The sequence below is a fragment of the Pseudomonas sp. FG47 genome (assembly GCF_057809115.1).
In genome coordinates this window covers 1-15032 of record NZ_JBMDJI010000030.1, presented here as the reverse complement: position 1 = coordinate 15032, position 15032 = coordinate 1, and the positions used below count along the sequence as shown (strand labels likewise).

17 protein-coding genes are annotated in these 15032 nt (G+C 65.2%); 7 read left to right on the top strand and 10 right to left on the bottom strand.

The genetic code is table 11. From position 1 onward, the window contains the following. Window positions 1-368: 368 nt before the first annotated feature. Window positions 369-1175: a cytochrome c gene (locus ACODS5_RS19160; protein ID WP_134693739.1), complete on the top strand. Its 807-nt coding sequence runs from the start codon at window positions 369-371 to the stop codon at window positions 1173-1175. Window positions 1176-1341: 166 nt separating this feature from the next. Here the strand turns inward: ACODS5_RS19160 and ACODS5_RS19155 are convergent, their stop codons facing one another. The 4 genes from ACODS5_RS19155 to ACODS5_RS19140 form a co-directional block, all read right to left on the bottom strand. Continuing rightward, complete coding sequence (locus tag ACODS5_RS19155) at window positions 1342-1674, bottom strand: ribonuclease E inhibitor RraB (protein ID WP_134693738.1); 333 nt, start codon at window positions 1672-1674, stop codon at window positions 1342-1344. A gap of 185 nt (window positions 1675-1859) precedes the next feature. Beyond that, window positions 1860-2096, bottom strand: coding sequence for a hypothetical protein (locus tag ACODS5_RS19150; RefSeq protein WP_134693737.1), 237 nt, complete (start codon window positions 2094-2096; stop codon window positions 1860-1862). Between the two features lie 141 nt (window positions 2097-2237). Further along, window positions 2238-4313, bottom strand: a complete 2076-nt coding sequence (locus ACODS5_RS19145) for an LTA synthase family protein (RefSeq protein ID WP_134693736.1) — start codon at window positions 4311-4313, stop codon at window positions 2238-2240. Between the two features lie 158 nt (window positions 4314-4471). Continuing rightward, window positions 4472-4663: a PLDc N-terminal domain-containing protein gene (locus ACODS5_RS19140; protein WP_217853524.1), complete on the bottom strand. Its 192-nt coding sequence runs from the start codon at window positions 4661-4663 to the stop codon at window positions 4472-4474. A 126-nt stretch (window positions 4664-4789) separates the two neighbouring features. Here ACODS5_RS19140 and ACODS5_RS19135 point away from each other — a divergent pair, with 126 nt between their 5' ends. Beyond that, window positions 4790-5728, top strand: coding sequence for a ZIP family metal transporter (locus ACODS5_RS19135; protein WP_489109404.1), 939 nt, complete (start codon window positions 4790-4792; stop codon window positions 5726-5728). A gap of 224 nt (window positions 5729-5952) precedes the next feature. Here ACODS5_RS19135 and ACODS5_RS19130 read toward each other — a convergent pair whose 3' ends face one another. Next, a complete protein-coding gene (locus ACODS5_RS19130) occupies window positions 5953-6483 on the bottom strand; it encodes a hypothetical protein (protein ID WP_489109403.1) in 531 nt (176 codons plus the stop codon). Window positions 6484-6544: 61 nt separating this feature from the next. Then, window positions 6545-7066, bottom strand: coding sequence for an ankyrin repeat domain-containing protein (locus ACODS5_RS19125; RefSeq protein ID WP_489109402.1), 522 nt, complete (start codon window positions 7064-7066; stop codon window positions 6545-6547). Window positions 7067-7333: 267 nt separating this feature from the next. Here ACODS5_RS19125 and ACODS5_RS19120 point away from each other — a divergent pair, with 267 nt between their 5' ends. Continuing rightward, window positions 7334-7606, top strand: a complete 273-nt coding sequence (locus ACODS5_RS19120) for a DUF3509 domain-containing protein (RefSeq protein ID WP_134693732.1) — start codon at window positions 7334-7336, stop codon at window positions 7604-7606. 78 nt (window positions 7607-7684) lie between these two features. On the opposite strand, the gene ACODS5_RS19115 is transcribed toward ACODS5_RS19120, so the two are convergent. The 3 genes from ACODS5_RS19115 to aroC all read right to left on the bottom strand — a co-directional run bounded on the left by ACODS5_RS19115 (window position 7685) and on the right by aroC (window position 10569). After that, complete coding sequence (locus ACODS5_RS19115; RefSeq protein WP_134693731.1) at window positions 7685-8221, bottom strand: oxidase; 537 nt, start codon at window positions 8219-8221, stop codon at window positions 7685-7687. Next, the gene (locus ACODS5_RS19110; RefSeq protein ID WP_134693730.1) at window positions 8221-9375 is read right to left on the bottom strand and encodes an MFS transporter; all 1155 of its coding nucleotides are present in this window, start codon (window positions 9373-9375) and stop codon (window positions 8221-8223) included. Before ACODS5_RS19110 ends, ACODS5_RS19115 begins: the two co-directional genes overlap by 1 nt. Window positions 9376-9477: 102 nt before the next feature. Then, window positions 9478-10569, bottom strand: a complete 1092-nt coding sequence (gene aroC / locus ACODS5_RS19105; RefSeq protein WP_134693729.1) for a chorismate synthase — start codon at window positions 10567-10569, stop codon at window positions 9478-9480. Between the two features lie 187 nt (window positions 10570-10756). On the opposite strand from aroC, the gene ACODS5_RS19100 reads away from it, so the two are divergent. Next, entirely contained in the window at window positions 10757-11719 is a 963-nt protein-coding gene (locus ACODS5_RS19100; RefSeq protein WP_489109401.1) for an alpha/beta hydrolase, read from the top strand. Between the two features lie 110 nt (window positions 11720-11829). Then, window positions 11830-12612, top strand: coding sequence for a hypothetical protein (locus ACODS5_RS19095; RefSeq protein ID WP_489109400.1), 783 nt, complete (start codon window positions 11830-11832; stop codon window positions 12610-12612). A 154-nt stretch (window positions 12613-12766) separates the two neighbouring features. Here the strand turns inward: ACODS5_RS19095 and prmB are convergent, their stop codons facing one another. Continuing rightward, window positions 12767-13675, bottom strand: a complete 909-nt coding sequence (gene prmB / locus ACODS5_RS19090) for a 50S ribosomal protein L3 N(5)-glutamine methyltransferase (RefSeq protein WP_134693726.1) — start codon at window positions 13673-13675, stop codon at window positions 12767-12769. A 179-nt stretch (window positions 13676-13854) separates the two neighbouring features. Here prmB and ACODS5_RS19085 point away from each other — a divergent pair, with 179 nt between their 5' ends. Together ACODS5_RS19085 and ACODS5_RS19080 are read left to right on the top strand one after the other, a co-directional pair. Beyond that, window positions 13855-14445, top strand: a complete 591-nt coding sequence (locus ACODS5_RS19085; RefSeq protein WP_134693725.1) for a cysteine hydrolase family protein — start codon at window positions 13855-13857, stop codon at window positions 14443-14445. 88 nt (window positions 14446-14533) lie between these two features. Then, window positions 14534-14854 carry a hypothetical protein gene (locus tag ACODS5_RS19080; RefSeq protein WP_489109399.1) on the top strand — a complete coding sequence of 107 codons (321 nt, stop codon included), beginning with the start codon at window positions 14534-14536 and terminating at the stop codon, window positions 14852-14854. Window positions 14855-15032: the final 178 nt, after the last annotated feature.

Below are 15032 nucleotides of genomic sequence, written 5' to 3'. Positions count from 1 at the left end.
AGTGGCCTTAAATCACTCGGAAATTTGCCACAATTTGCTTAGAACAAAGGGTTCTGAATCAGGGATGACGCGGGCCCTACTGTTGGTTGTATATCCAGACACACGAGGCAAGCAGGTTCGGCGTTTCACCAAGCCACTGCGATCGACCCGACGTGCGACAAGGAAGCCAAGGGTTATTCAGGAATAACAACAAGAAGGCGGTCCGCCATGTTCAGACAATCGAAAGTACGCCAAGCCGGGCTCATTCTCTTCGCCACGACGCTGCTGCTGATCCTGCCCAACCTTACCCGGTTGTTCGGCTGAAACGGCAGTGGCCCTGGCCGCCCATGCGCAGGTAATCTGCCAGCCCTGACGGTTGGAGATTGCCCATGCGCCTGTGCCTCACCCTGCTCTGCCTGTTGTTCGCCTTGCCGCTGTCGGCAGCGCAACTGACCCTGAAGCTCGAGGGTGGCAGTCGCCAGTGGCAAACCGCGCAACTGCTCGCCCACCCGCAAACCCGCGACCTCAGGGTCGAGCAAGACGTTGCCTACAAGCGCGCCATGCACTACCGCGCCATTCCCCTGGCCGTGCTGCTCGAGGGCGTGCAACCGGGCGATCACCTGCAGGCCGTGGCGCTGGACGGTTTCGCCGCGGAAATGCCTGCCGGCCCCTTGTTGCAGGCTGGGCCGGCCCAGGCTTGGCTGGCCATCGAGGACCCCAGCCAGCCCTGGCCACCACTGGCCAAGGGCAAGCCCGGGGCCGGGCCGTTCTACCTGGTCTGGCACAACCCGCAGGCCAGCGGCATCCGCCCCGAACAGTGGCCGTTCCAGATCGCCACCATTCGCCGGCTGCCCCCGGTCGAAGCGCGCTTTCCGGCCCTGCTGCCCGACCCGGCGCTGGCGGCCAACGACCCGGTGCGCCAAGGTTTCGCCCTGTTCCAGCAGAACTGCCTGGCCTGCCACCGGCTCAATGGCGCAGGTGATGCGCAATTCGGCCCGGACCTGAACCTGCCGCACAACCCGACCGAGTATTTCCAGCCGGCGTTCCTGCGCCAGTACATCCGCGACCCGCAAAGCTTGCGCCAGTGGCCCCAGGCAAAAATGCCCGGGTTTGCCCCGCAGGTGCTGAACGAGCAGGAGCTCGATGCCCTGCTGGCCTACCTGGGGCACATGGCCGGACGCAAGGTCCACCCGTAGGTGCCTGGTTCGCCAGCAACGGGTCCAAAGCACGCTGCAATCGCGTAGGAGCCGGCTTGCCGGCGAACACCGGCATCGCCGGTACCATCCACCGCGCTGCCTGGTTCGCCAGCAAGCTGGCTCCTACGGGCCTGAAGCACGCTGCAATCGACTTGCCGGTGCCATTCTAGGCGATGGGCCGTTCCTGCTTGACGCCCCAGCCCTCGACCTCGCCGCCATAAGGCGACACGACCAGTTCGAAAGCCTGCTCGAAAGCGCCGATACCACCATGGGTGGCGTACATGACCTTGCTCAGTTCCAGGTGCCAGGCGCCGTCGTCACGCTCGCTCACCTGGGCGTTGAGCGACTCGCCGCGAAACTGCCCAGCCGCCCGGCGCGCACCGACTTCGTCGGGGAACACGGCATAGAACTCGATGGGATGGATGCGGGTGAAATCGAAACCGCCAGCTTTCATCTGGCGCAGGACGCTGCTGCTGATATCGTCGTTCGAGCTGCTCATGAAACGTCCTCCTGCAAAGCAATGGATAGACTTTCCGTGCACAACGCACCTGCCTGGCAACAAGGTCATGCCTGACATTACGAGCGGATTGCGAGACGCGAATGTAAACGGCGGCGGCCCGCAGAGAAGACCGGCGCCTCATTGCAGCGTAGCGCCTGTACAGGCACTACGCCAGACAGACTCCTTCAGGGCGCTTCACGGATGGTGGTGATGATCACCCCGCTCTGCTCCTTGAGCCAGCGTGCCGTAGGGGAATAACTGCGGTCCTGGAAGTCGTTGAGGTCCAGCTCGTCCATCAATGGAAACAGCCGCGAGCGAATCGCCCGTGCGGCATCTTCCTCGCTGGGGCACTGCTCGGCGTTGAGCAGCAGGGTTTGCGGTTCGCCCTTCTGGTTGGCAAAGCTGACTTCCCACGCTTTCATCGATCAGCCCTCGCTGGAAACGGTGAATGACACTCCGTACTAGCTTGACCATGGGCAGCAGACGATGTTCAGCCGGGCGCATCAAACACCATGAAAAAAGCCCGCCGGGCAACGGCGGGCTTGTTCATGACGGCGGCCGGCTTACTTCGGCGTGCCGTGGACGACACCGGCGGTGTTGTCCAGCAGGCTCTTGGTCGCGGTCTGGATATAGGCCTCGAGCCTTTTGAGCATGTCCGGCTGGTCCGGGCTTTCGATCAGTTCGGCCTTGAACTCGCGGCCCAGCTGATAGCGGTACAGGCGCGGGGTCATGTCCTTGGACTCGATGAGGATCCGGTCGCCCTGCACCAGTCCGACGATCTGCTCGCTGCCGGAGGGCTTGATCATGCCCACGCCCTGGTCGCCCTCGGGCAGGTTGAGCAAGTCGCGGCCCCAGCACTGGTGGCGGGCATGGCCGCCCAGGCGGCCCATGATGGTCGGCACGATGTCGACCTGGGTGCCGACGGTATGGTTGACCGCGCCGAATTTCTCCTGGATGCCGGGGGCAATCAACAGCAGCGGCACGTTGAAGCGCCCCAGGTCCAGCTCGGTGACCTGCTGGTTGTTGCCAAAACCATGGTCGCCGACGATGACGAACAAGGTGTCCTTGAAATAAGGCTCCTTGCGCGCCTTCTCGAAGAACTGGCCCAGCGCCCAGTCGGAATAACGCATGGCGGTGAGGTGTTCGTCCAAGCGGCCGTGGCCGCTGACCTTCTCCACCGGCAACTCGGTGGGCAAGGCGTACGGCGTGTGGTTGGAGAGGGTCTGCAGCAGCGCGTAGATCGGTTTCTTGCCGTCGTGCTTGGCCAACTCCTGGTTACCCCGGTCGAACATGTCCTGATCGGACACGCCCCAGGTCGGGTCGGAGAACACTGGGTCGACGAAATCATTGCGGCCGATGAAGGTGGTCATGCCCTGGTTGCCGAAGAACCCGGACTGGTTGTCCCAGGCGAAGTCGCCGTTGTACACGTAGACATCGTCGTAGTCCCGGGCGCTGAGCAACGCCGGCAGGCCAGACAGCTTGTGGCCGCCCTCGGGGGTCTGCATCAGGTACTCGAAGCCTGGCAGGTTGGGGAAGCAGGCCATGGTGGCGAACATCCCCTGGTGGGTATGGGTGCCATTGGAAAAGAAGCGGTCGAACAGCAGGCCTTCCTTGGCCAGCTTGTCGAAGTACGGGGTGATGTTGGCATCGCTGCCCAGGGCGCCCACCGAGTGGCCGGCGAAGCTCTCCATCAAGATCACCACGACGTTCTTGATCGCCAGGGTGTTCTTTTCTGGCGGCAGGAAATCACGGCGCACAGGAGCCTCGTCGGCATCGACCAGTGTGTCGTTGGCGGTCAGCAGTTGCTCGCGCACGGTCTGGGTGGCCAGCGCCTGGTCGAGCACGGGCTTCCAGATGTTGGCGCGGTCTTCGCCGAAGCGGCTCTTGGCGGCATCAATCAGGGTCAGGGTGCCGTTGAGGCCGAGCTGATTGACGAAGTTCGAGTCGGTGGTGAAGGCGTCGCCCCAGCGCATCGGCGGGCCCTGGCGCAAGGTGCCACGGGCGGCGACCACCGCCACCAGCAGCACCACCATGAACACCGCCAAACGGCCATACCATGGCGCCAGCGCACGGCTGGCGCCACCAGCGGCAGCCGCCGTGCCACGGGTCATGCGATCGATGCCCTTGAACAGCAGACTCAACAGCCAGGTGCCGATCAGCCAGGCCAGCAGGTAGCGGACCACGGGGAAGCCATACCAGAGCATGCTCAGCACCGTCTTGGGATCTTCCTGGATGTACTGGAACACCAGGCCGTTCAACCGCTGGTGGAACTCACGGTAGAAGTCCATCTCCATCAGGCCGAGGAACATCACCACGCTGGAGGCGAGCGTCAGCCAGAGGCGGAAAAAGCCACGGCGGGCCATCAGCCAGGGGCTGAGCAGTGCCAGCAGCAGCGGAATGCTGATGTATACCACCACCCGCAGGTCGAAGCGCAGGCCGTTGAAGAAGCCTTCGGCAACCGTGGCGGTGGGGGTGTCGCCGACCATGTCGCTGTTGTAGACCAGCAGCGCCAGGCGCACCAGGCTGAGCATCAGCATGATCACCAGGCCGCTGAGCAGCGTGTAGGCCAGGTGGGATTTCAGGGTCGGCGAGAACGAGCCTCGCGCACCCTGTTGCTTCAAGGCGTCCGTGTTAGCCATGAATGGAGAGATCCTAGGATTGCGGTTTGCGGGAAGGCGAGAGTCGCCTGCAGCCTGAGGTGCGACCGTCCAACCAAGGCCGCATTGTGCGGCGCGGATTTTCAAAAATCGAGTGTGAAAATTTTGTCGAGAGCAGCCTGTCCTTACAAAGTTAGGCCTCAGATACGCACATTGCCCCGTGGTCCGGCGATGGCCCAGATGATCAGCCCCAACACCGGCAACAGGACGATCAACAAGATCCACAGCACCTTGATGCCCACCTCGGCACCGCTCTTGAGCACGTTGAGGATCGCCCAGATGTCCAGGGCCAGAATGATCAGCCCGACCAGGCTATTGAAGGTAGAACCCATATCGCTGCTCCCGTGCGATGTGCCTGGTGCACAGCATAGCCGCCTATGGCGGCGATAGAAGGGAATCCTTGGCCAGCTGGGCAGGTCACTGTCTAGACTGCTGTCATTCATTGTTTCGAGGTACGCATGCCCCCTGCTCACGCCCATAGCCCCGCTCCCCCGTCCCTGCTCAGCGCCTGGCGCCAACAGGCGCTGAGCACTCCCTGGCTCAGTGCCGGCCTGGCCCTGAGCCTGCTGGCGATCATCGCCCTGTTGCTGGCGAGTCTCTGGAACGCGGTCAACGGCGACCACGCCGATAACCTGCACCTGGCCCTGCTCGGCGGCCTGTCCGGCTTCGGCGCCACGGCGCTGGGCGCGGTGCTGGCGGTGATCCTGCGCGATGTCAACGCCCGCACCCAGGACGTGATGCTCGGCTTTGCCGCCGGCATGATGCTCGCCGCCAGTTCGTTTTCGCTGATTCTGCCGGGCCTGGACGCCGCCCGTGCAATCACCGGCAATGGCCCGGCGGCGGCTTTCACCGTGGTGCTGGGCATGGGCCTGGGCGTGCTGCTGATGCTCGGCCTCGACCGTTTCACCCCCCACGAGCATGAAAGCACCGGCCCTTGCGGCCCAGAGACCGAGCGCCTGAGCCGGGTCTGGTTGTTCGTGCTGGCCATCACCCTGCACAACCTGCCGGAAGGCATGGCCATCGGCGTGAGCTTCGCCAATGGCGACATGAATATCGGCTTGCCGCTGACCAGCGCCATTGCCATCCAGGACATCCCCGAAGGCCTGGCCGTGGCCCTGGCCCTGAGAGCCACCGGGCTGTCGAACTTCAAGGCGGCACTGGTGGCGATTGGCTCGGGCCTGATGGAACCGCTGGGGGCGGTGATCGGCCTGGGGATTTCCACCGGCTTTGCCTTGGCCTACCCGGTCAGCATGGGCCTGGCGGCGGGGGCGATGATCTTCGTGGTGTCCCACGAGGTAATTCCGGAGACTCACCGCAACGGCCACCAGACTGCGGCGACCCTTGGGCTCATGGGCGGGTTCGCGGTGATGATGTTCCTCGATACGGCGTTGGGTTGAGCGCTATCCAGGCAATGACGGCAACGCCGCCCGGGGCTACCCACACATACCGTAGGAGCCGGTGCCATGCACCGTGTCGCCTGCTTCGCCAGCAAGCTGGCTCCTACAGGTATTGCAGGTCATAACCGTTGTAGGAGCCGGCTTGCCGGCGAACACCGGCGTTGCCGGTGCCATGCACCGCGTTGCTTGCTTCGCCAGCAAGGCTGGCGCCTACAGAACGTTGCTTAGACGTGCAGCGCCACCTTCAGGGTTTCCAGCGCCGGCTCCACCTTGATCCCCAGCACCGCCCCCAGCTCCAGCACCCGGGCCAGATCGTGCTGGCCAACCATCACCATCTGCAACTCATCGTCGAGCAACTGGCTGAAGTTCAGCAGCACATAGCCGCCAGCCTCCTTGTTCAGCGCGCCCATTTGCACCTGGATGCGGTTCAGCGCGGTCAGCGCCTCGGTGCGCGCCAACTGCTTGGGCTTGAGGGTGAACGGCACGCTCTTGTCGAACGAGTCGCTGATCTGCTGGAACAGATCCTGGTAGCTGTCGGCCTGGAACAGCACGGTGTCCGGCAGGCTGCCGACCACCACCCATTCCCCCAGGGAAAACGGGAAGCTGTCGTCGTAATTGATGTCGGGGTTGGCGGCCAGGAAGGCGGCGGGGTCGGCGTAGGCCTGGGCGGCTTCAGCGGCAATGCGCTCGATGTCTTCCTCGCGCATGCAGCCGGCACCGACGAGGCGGATGAATTCGAGCAACTGGTCTTTCATTTGGGGGCCCTGCGCATTGGCGTAAAAGGCGCCAAGGATAGCCGCAAACGCCCCCGAACGGTTAGCTGGCCTGCGTCTCGAGGCGCTTGGCGGCGTCTAGCGCGCCCATGGTGCGGGCCGCCATCAGCGCGGTGGCGCCAGCGGCGTCGCGGTGCGCCGGGTCGGCGCCCTGGGCCAGCAGGTAGTCGATGATCGCCAGGCGATTGAACATCGCCGCCAGCATCAAGGCCGTGCGGCCATCAGCGGCGGCGGCATCCACCGGCACACCGTGCTCGAGCAGCAACTGGATCATCGCCAGGTCACCCTTGAACGCCGCGCCGGCGATGGGCAGTTGGCCGTTGTCGTTGGCGATCAGCGGATCGGCGCCCTGTTCGAGCAGCACGCGCACGGCATCATGATGGCCGTGGTAGCTGGCCAGCATCAACAAGGTATCGCCCTTGTGATTGCGCAGGTCGGCGGGCAGGCCACTGGCGAGCAGACGCGCAAGCATTGGCGCGTCACCGCGGCGGGCGCGCTCGAAAACCTCCTCGGCGAAGGCGGCGGTTTCCTCGGCGGTCATGGTGCTGGGCTGTTGATCGGACATCGGGAACCTCCTGGTAATGGCGTGGGCCCTAGTGTTCGTCAGGCAGCCGCCACGGGTCAAAGGTTCAGATTCTATGGGGCGAACAGAGCCAGCCTATCACCGTGCAAATTGCACTGTGCAAAATGCACGACCATGCACAATGCAATGACGAACAATCCTAAATCAATCACAACACATTGATTTATAAGGATTTTTTACAATTAAAAAGCTGGCATGGTCACTGCAATATTCAACTCACGTCTGCCCACACAACAGTCAGGAGTTGATATGGACCTCATCCAGGAAAAATTCGCCTCGGTGTTCGCCGCCTACCAGGTCGCCACCCAATCCCGCCCGGACGGCGGCGTCCTGCTGACCCTGCGCGCCGCCGACGGCGTGGTGACCCGCCGCGTGCTGTCGTACGCACAACTGCACAGTGCCGAACAGCTGTCCTGGGCCATCAGTGCCATTCGCCGCGACCTGGCCGAACAAGCCAGCGAACTGCCCGTGATCTCGCGGCTGCAAAGCCAGCAGCGCTTCGCCCTGCCAACCTATCGTTGATCGCGGCCCCCCTTCGCGGGGCGCTCCCCGGCCACCAAGGGACTGAGTGGCGCAGGAGCGCCCCGCGAGCCATTTCCCTCAGAGTTCATCAAGCCCCAGGAACCGCCGGGCCCCGGCATCACCGGTAAAGCGTGGCTGCGCGCCGGCTTCGCTGGCGAACAGGCGCAGCGCCAGGCAGAACGGGGTGTCGCCCATGTCCAGCCAGCGGCGGGTAGCGGCGGGCACCACCAGCAGGTCATCCTTCTCGCACAGCACCGCGTAGACGAAGCCGCCCAGGCGCAAGCTGAGCTGGGCTCGACCGCTTATCATCGCGAACACCTCCTCGCTGTCATGCACATGCTCGTCGCGCAGGTCGGCCTGGCCCGGTGCCTGGCCGTCACGGCTGAACACGGCGAAGCTGGCACTGCCATGCTCGGTCATCAAGCGGTCCAATGGTTCGCGGCAGGCGTCCAGCACTTCCTGGGTGCTGCTGCCAGGGCGCAGGCGCACGCCGGGCTGCCAACGACCGAAGCGCACGCCCTGCTCGGCCAGGGTCGCGGCGATGTCCTCGTGGTGGGTCAGCACCTTGTGCGGCAGGTCCGGGCTGGAGGGATCGAATACGCTGAGGATGCTCATCAGGGGTGTTTCCTGCTTTCTTCAAGACAAAGGGCAATGATAACGGCTGCAGCCAGCGCCGCGACGCTGGCCATACCAAAGGTGAAGTGCGGACCCAGCAGTTTCCAGCTGTAGCCCGAGTACAGCGCGCCCAGCGCGCCGCCAGTACCCGACAACGCCGCGTACAGCGCCTGGCCCTGGCCTTGCTGGCGGGCGCCGAAGCTGGCCTGGACGAAGGCGATGCTGGCGGCGTGGAAACAACCAAAGGTAGCCGCGTGCAGCACCTGGGCGAACACCAGCAGCGCCGGCACATCGGCCAGGTTGCCCAGCAGCAGCCAGCGCAGCGCGGCCAGCAGGAAACTCGCCAGCAGCACCCGACGCACCGAGAAGCGCGCGAAGATTCGGCTCATGGCCAGGAACACCAGCACCTCGGCCACCACCCCCAGCGCCCACAGCAGGCCGATGGCACCACGGCTGTAGCCCAGGTGTTCCAGGTGCAGGGTGAGGAAGGTGTAGTACGGCCCGTGGCTCAGTTGCATCAGCGCCACGCAGGCATAGAACGCCAACACCCCAGGCGCCCGTACCTGCTTGAGAAAACCCCCGACTGAGCGCCGTTCGGCGTGCTCCGCTGGCTGCGCGTTGGGCACCCACAGGCTGGCGACGATGATCCCGGCCATGATGGTCACCAGGGCCACCGGGTAGATGTCCAGGCTCAGCCATTCGAACAACCGCCCCAGGCCGACCACGGCGAGAATGAAGCCGATCGAGCCCCACAACCGCACCTGGCTGTAGCGAGCGGTCTGGCCGTGCAGGTGGGCCAGGGTGATAACCTCGAACTGCGGCAGCACCGCGTGCCAGAAGAACGCATGCAAGGCCATCACCAGGGCCAGCCAGGCGTAGCTCTTGCCGAAGAAGATCAACGAGAAGGTCGCCAGGGTCGCCAACGCGCCCAAGCGCACAATAAGCAGGCGCTGGCCGCTACGGTCACCCAGCCAGCCCCACAGATTGGGCGCCACGCAGCGCATCAACATGGGGATGGCCACCAGTTCGCCGATGCGCGCCGGGGAGAAACCCAGGTGGTCGAAGTACAGCGCCAGGAACGGCGCGGTGGAACCGAGCAGGGCGAAGTAGAACAGGTAGAAGCTGGAGAGGCGCCAGTAGGGGATTGGAGGCATTGGGAAGTCCGTTCAGAGGCTTCCGGCCCTATCGCGGGGCAAGCCCGCTCCCCACGCTGGAATTCGTGGGAGCGGGCTTGCCCCGCGATGGAGCCGGGACTGTCAGAGCTGGCCCAGCACCGGGGTGTTGACCCTCACGTCGGCATTCTGCGCCCGGTGACGCAGCAGGTGGTCCATCAGCACGATGGCCATCATCGCCTCGGCGATCGGCGTGGCGCGGATGCCCACGCACGGGTCGTGACGGCCCTTGGTGATGACCTCGACCGGGTTGCCGTCGACGTCGATCGAGCGGCCCGGGGTGGTGATACTCGAGGTCGGCTTGAGCGCCAGGTGGGCGACGATCGGCTGGCCCGAAGAGATGCCGCCGAGGATGCCGCCGGCATTGTTGCTGAGGAAACCGTCTGGGGTCAGCTCGTCACGGTGCTCGGTGCCGCGCTGGGCGACGCTGGCGAAACCGGCGCCGATCTCCACGCCCTTGACCGCGTTGATGCTCATCAGCGCGTGGGCAAGCTCGGCGTCGAGGCGGTCGAAGATCGGCTCGCCCAGGCCCGGCATCACGCCTTCGGCGACCACGGTGATCTTCGCCCCGACCGAGTCCTGGTCGCGGCGCAGCTGGTCCATGTAGGCCTCCAACTCCGGCACCTTGCTCGGGTCGGGGCTGAAGAAGGCATTGTCCTCCACCGAATCCCAGCTCTTGAACGGGATCTCGATCGGGCCGAGCTGGCTCATGTAGCCACGCACGCGAATGCCCTGGGTGGCCAGGTATTTCTTGGCGATGGCGCCGGCGGCCACGCGCATGGCGGTTTCCCGCGCCGAGCTGCGGCCACCGCCACGGTAGTCGCGGATGCCGTACTTGTGGTGGTAGGTGTAGTCGGCGTGGGCCGGGCGGAACAGGTCCTTGATCGCCGAATAGTCCTTGGACTTCTGGTCGGTGTTGCGAATCAGCAGGCCGATCGAGCAGCCGGTGGTGCGCCCTTCGAACACCCCGGAAAGGATTTCCACTTCATCCGGCTCCTGGCGCTGGGTGGTGTGCCGGCTGGTGCCCGGCTTGCGCCGGTCGAGGTCGTGCTGCAGGTCGGCCAGGGAAATGTCCAGGCCGGGCGGGCAGCCGTCGACAATGGCGACCAACGCCGGCCCATGGCTTTCGCCAGCGGTGGTGACAGTGAACAGCTTGCCGTAGGTATTGCCGGACATGGACGCTCCGCGAATCAGCCTGAGGTGAACGAAAGCGCCAGTATACGGAAAACCACGGGGCTGTGGTTGCCTGTACCGGCCTTATCGCGGGGCCAGCGCGCGCCCACGAGGGCGCCCGGGTTCAAGGTCGAGAACCTTCAGCAGGGCGCAAGGTCGAAGCAGCAACTTCCCAGGTAGTGCCCCATCCATGAAGTCGCGCCTCGTCGCCCTGCTCCTGCTGTTCTGCGCCCACCTCGCCCATGCCGCTGCCCCGACCGTGCTGCAACGCCCCATCGAGCTGGACACCGGCCACGGGGTGCTGCACGGCAGCCTGCTGCTACCGCAGCAGGCCACCCCGCCACCGGTGGTACTGATCATCGCCGGCTCCGGCCCCACCGACCGCGACGGCAACAACCCGGCTAGCGGGCGCATCGATAACCTCAAGCGCCTGGCCCTGCTACTGGCCGGCGAGCATATCGCCAGCGTGCGCTACGACAAGCGCGGCGTGGCCGCCAGCCAGCCGGCCAGCCCCGATGAGCGCGACCTCAGCGTCGAAGGCTATGTCGCCGACGTGGTGGCCTGGGGGCAGGCGCTGCGCCACGACCCGCGCTTTGGCCGGCTGATCCTGGTCGGCCACAGCGAAGGCGCGCTGATCGCCAGCCTGGCCGCCGAGCAGGCCGGCGCGAGCGCCGTGATCACCTTGGCCGGCAGCGGCCGTCCGGTGGCCGATGTGCTGCGCGAGCAGCTGGCCCAGCGCCTGCCCCCGGCGCAACTGGGCGCGGGGGTGGCGCTGATCGACCGCCTGCAAGCCGGGCAGACCAGCCTCGACGTGCCCGCGCCGCTGCGCCAGGTGTTCCGCCCCAGCGTGCAGCCCTATCTGATCTCGCTGCTGCGCCAGGACCCGGCAGCGGCCTTCGCCCGCCTCAAGGTGCCGGCCCTGATCATCCAGGGGCGCAACGACGTGCAGGTGGACGTGGCTGACGCCGAGCGGCTCAAGGCGGCCAAACCCGATGCCGAACTGGCCTTGATCGACGGCATGAACCACATGCTGCGCATCAGCCCCAGGGACATGCACCAGCAGCGCGACAGCTACCGCAATCCCGAACTGCCACTGGCGCGAGAACTGGGGGAACGGATGGTGGCCTTCATCCGCGGATTGCCTGCGACGTGACGACCAGGCTCAGGTCTTGGCGGCCTCTGCCGATAACGCGGACAACAAGGCGATGATCGCGGGCGTGCCACGGCGATCGATCAGCCGCCGTGCACCTGAGGAAACCCCTGATGACCGATGCCCCCGCCGCCGAGGCGACTGAAGAACAAACGCCAGAAAGCGCGCCCCTGCCCTGGGCGGACCTTGCCGCAGAGCACTTCCAGCTGTTGCGCCTGGCCCCGCAGCCCACCGACCGCAACAGTGGCGCGCGCCCGTTGCGTTTCGTCCAGTTCGGCTATGCCGAGCGCCATGACAAGGCCCACAGCCTGCTGCGCATGGAAATCCGCCTGCCCGGACAGAAGACCCGCAAGGAGCAGAATCAGCTGGATGTACGGGTCGATCACGAGCAGCGCCTGGTGCGCATCGGCGATTCCGCCGGCCTGCAGCTCGAACCGCTCAACCGCGGGGTCGGCCGCTACCTGCTGGGCCAGGCGGTGCAATGGCTGCAGCAGCGTTGCTCGCACTATCAGGTCGAAGGCATGAGCCTGCCGAACAAGGATGCCCTGAACGAAGACACCCGCCTGCGCCGCGACCATGTGCTGGCCAGCATCGGCCTGCCAGTGGAATACACCGATGGCCAGCTGCTCAAGGGCCGCGTGGTGGAGACGCCGGTGGGCCAGCTCAAAGGTGGCTGGAATACCGAGAAGGTCCAGCGCGTCGATATCCTCGAGGCGGCCGGCATGCTGCAACAGGCCGAGCAGAACCTGGCGGAGAAGGAAGCCCAGTTGCGCGAGCGTGACGAGCGGGTAGCCAAGTACCGCCGTGAGGACAGCGGACTGCGCTTCACCATCACCTGCCTGGTGGCGTTTGCGGTATTCCAGGCAGGCTTGCTGATCTGGATCGCGACCCGCTGACCCACCCTACGCGATCCCTGCAGGAGCGGCCTCGCGCCGCGAAAGGGCCGCAAAGCGGCCCCAGCGATCTTTGCGTCAATACTGTCGTCCTGGGGTTGCTACGCAGCCCTTTGGCGACACGAGGCCGCTCCTACAGGGGAACGGCGTGAATCCGTCAGACCCGCGCCTTGAACAGCTCCTGATGCTGCCGGCACTGCTCGGCGGTCAGCATGAACACGCCGTGCCCGCCGCGCTCGAACTCCAGCCAGGTGAAGTCCACCTCTGGGTACAGCGACGCTACATGCACCTGGCTGTTGCCTACCTCGACGATCATCAAGCCCTTGTCGGTCAGGTGGTCGGCCGCCTCGGCGAGCATGCGCCGCACCAGGTCCAGGCCATCGTTGCCACAGGCCAGGCCCAGCTCGGGTTCGTGGTGGTACTCGGCCGGCATGTCGCCGAAATCCTCGGCATCGACATACGGCGGGTTGGACAGGATCAGATCGAAACGCTGCCCCGGCAACCCGCCGAAGCCATCGCCCTGCACGGTGTAGACCCGCTCATCGAGGCCATGGCGCTCGATGTTCTGATTCGCCACCTCCAGCGCGTCGAACGATAGGTCGGCCAACACCACCTCGGCCTCCTGGAACACGTCGGCGGCGACGATACCGATGCAGCCAGAGCCGGTGCACAGGTCGAGGATGCGCGCAGGCTCGGCGGCCAGCCACGGCTCGAAGCGCTTCTCGATCAGCTCGCCAATCGGCGAGCGCGGTACCAGCACGCGCTCGTCGACGATGAACGACATGCCGCAGAACCACGCCTCGCCCAGCAGGTAGGCGGTGGGCACGCGCTCCTCGATGCGGCGCTTGAGCAAGTGCTGCAGGCGCACCCGCTCGTCATCCTCGAGCGCGCAGTCCAGGTAGCTGTCGGCCACTTCCCAAGGCAGGTGCACGGCGCCGAGCACCAGCAGGCGCGCCTCGTCCCAGGCATTGTCGGCACCGTGGCCAAAGAACAGCTCGTGCTCATGGAAGCGGCTGACCGCCCAGCGGATGTGGTCGCGCAGGGTGCGCAGGCGGGATGTGATCACGGGGTACTCCTTTTCAGACAGGACAAAAGTCTAACAGCCCGCACCGCACAAATGTTCCCTGCGATAGCCGAATGGATAGCCACAAGCCAGTAACCATGCCGCCTGCAATGTCAACCATTCACATTGGCGCCAAGGCAAGGGAGAATAGGTAGACAAAAGCCCTACCCAAGGAGCCCTTGATGTCCGTTCCAACCACGATGTTCCGCCTCACTGGCCGCGACTACCCGCCGGCCAAGCTGAGCCAAGCCAGCCTGATCGTCATCGATGCGCAGAAGGAGTACCTGAGCGGTCCGCTGGCGCTGTCGGGCATGGACGAGGCCGTGGCGAACATTGCCAGGTTGCTCGACGCCGCCCGCAAGGCTGGCCGCCCGATCATCCATGTCCGCCACCTCGGCACCGTCGGCGGTCGCTTCGACCCGCAGGGCCCGGCGGGTGAGTTCATCCCGGGCCTGGAGCCACGCGAAGGCGAAACCGTCATCGAAAAGCGCATGCCCAATGCTTTCAAGAACACCAAGCTGCACGAGACGCTGCAGGCCTTCGGCCCGTTGGACCTGATCGTCTGCGGCTTCATGAGCCACTCCAGCGTCAGCACCACCGTGCGCCGCGCCAAGGACTATGGTTATCGCTGCACCCTGGTCGAGGATGCCTCGGCGACCCGTGACCTGGCGTTCAAGGACAGCGTGATTCCTGCCGCGCAGATCCACCAGTGCGAAATGGCCGTGATGGCCGACAACTTCGCCTGCGTCGCCCCCACCGCCAGCCTGGTCTGAACCACGACCGCCCGGCGGACGGGCGGAACCCCAAGGTGACCCGCAGGTCGAAATCCGGATCAGCACTACCCGATCCTGAGGAATTCGAATGAAGCTCAAAGGCAGTTTCGATGCCAAGCGCCTGCGCCAGCGCGAGCCGAGCAACTGGGGCGCGCGCACCGCCGCGGCACTCTCGGTACTGCTGGCCACCCTGGGCATCCTGCTGGCCATGGCCGGCTTCGCCGGCTTGCTGGGCAACTACGCCGCCCTGGCCGAACTCAATGCCAACCGTCCATTGTCGGCGACACTGACCGTCATCGGGCTGGCCCTGCTGTACTTCGGCGTGCGCCTCTGGCGGCGCAGCCGTATCCGCCTGCGCCGCGGGCGCGAACTGAACCTGTCGCCGCACCTGATGAAGAAGCACGACTGACCGATTTACCCATCCCCTGTAGGAGCGGCCTTGTGTCGCGAAAGGGCCGCGCAGCGGCCCCGGCGTTCCTTGCATCAACGCTGAAATCCTGGGGCCGCTTTGCGGCCCTTTCGCGACACAAGGTGATCTGGTCAAGTAATTTTGGACACCGGTTAAGGTTCATGCTGCTGCCCTGAGC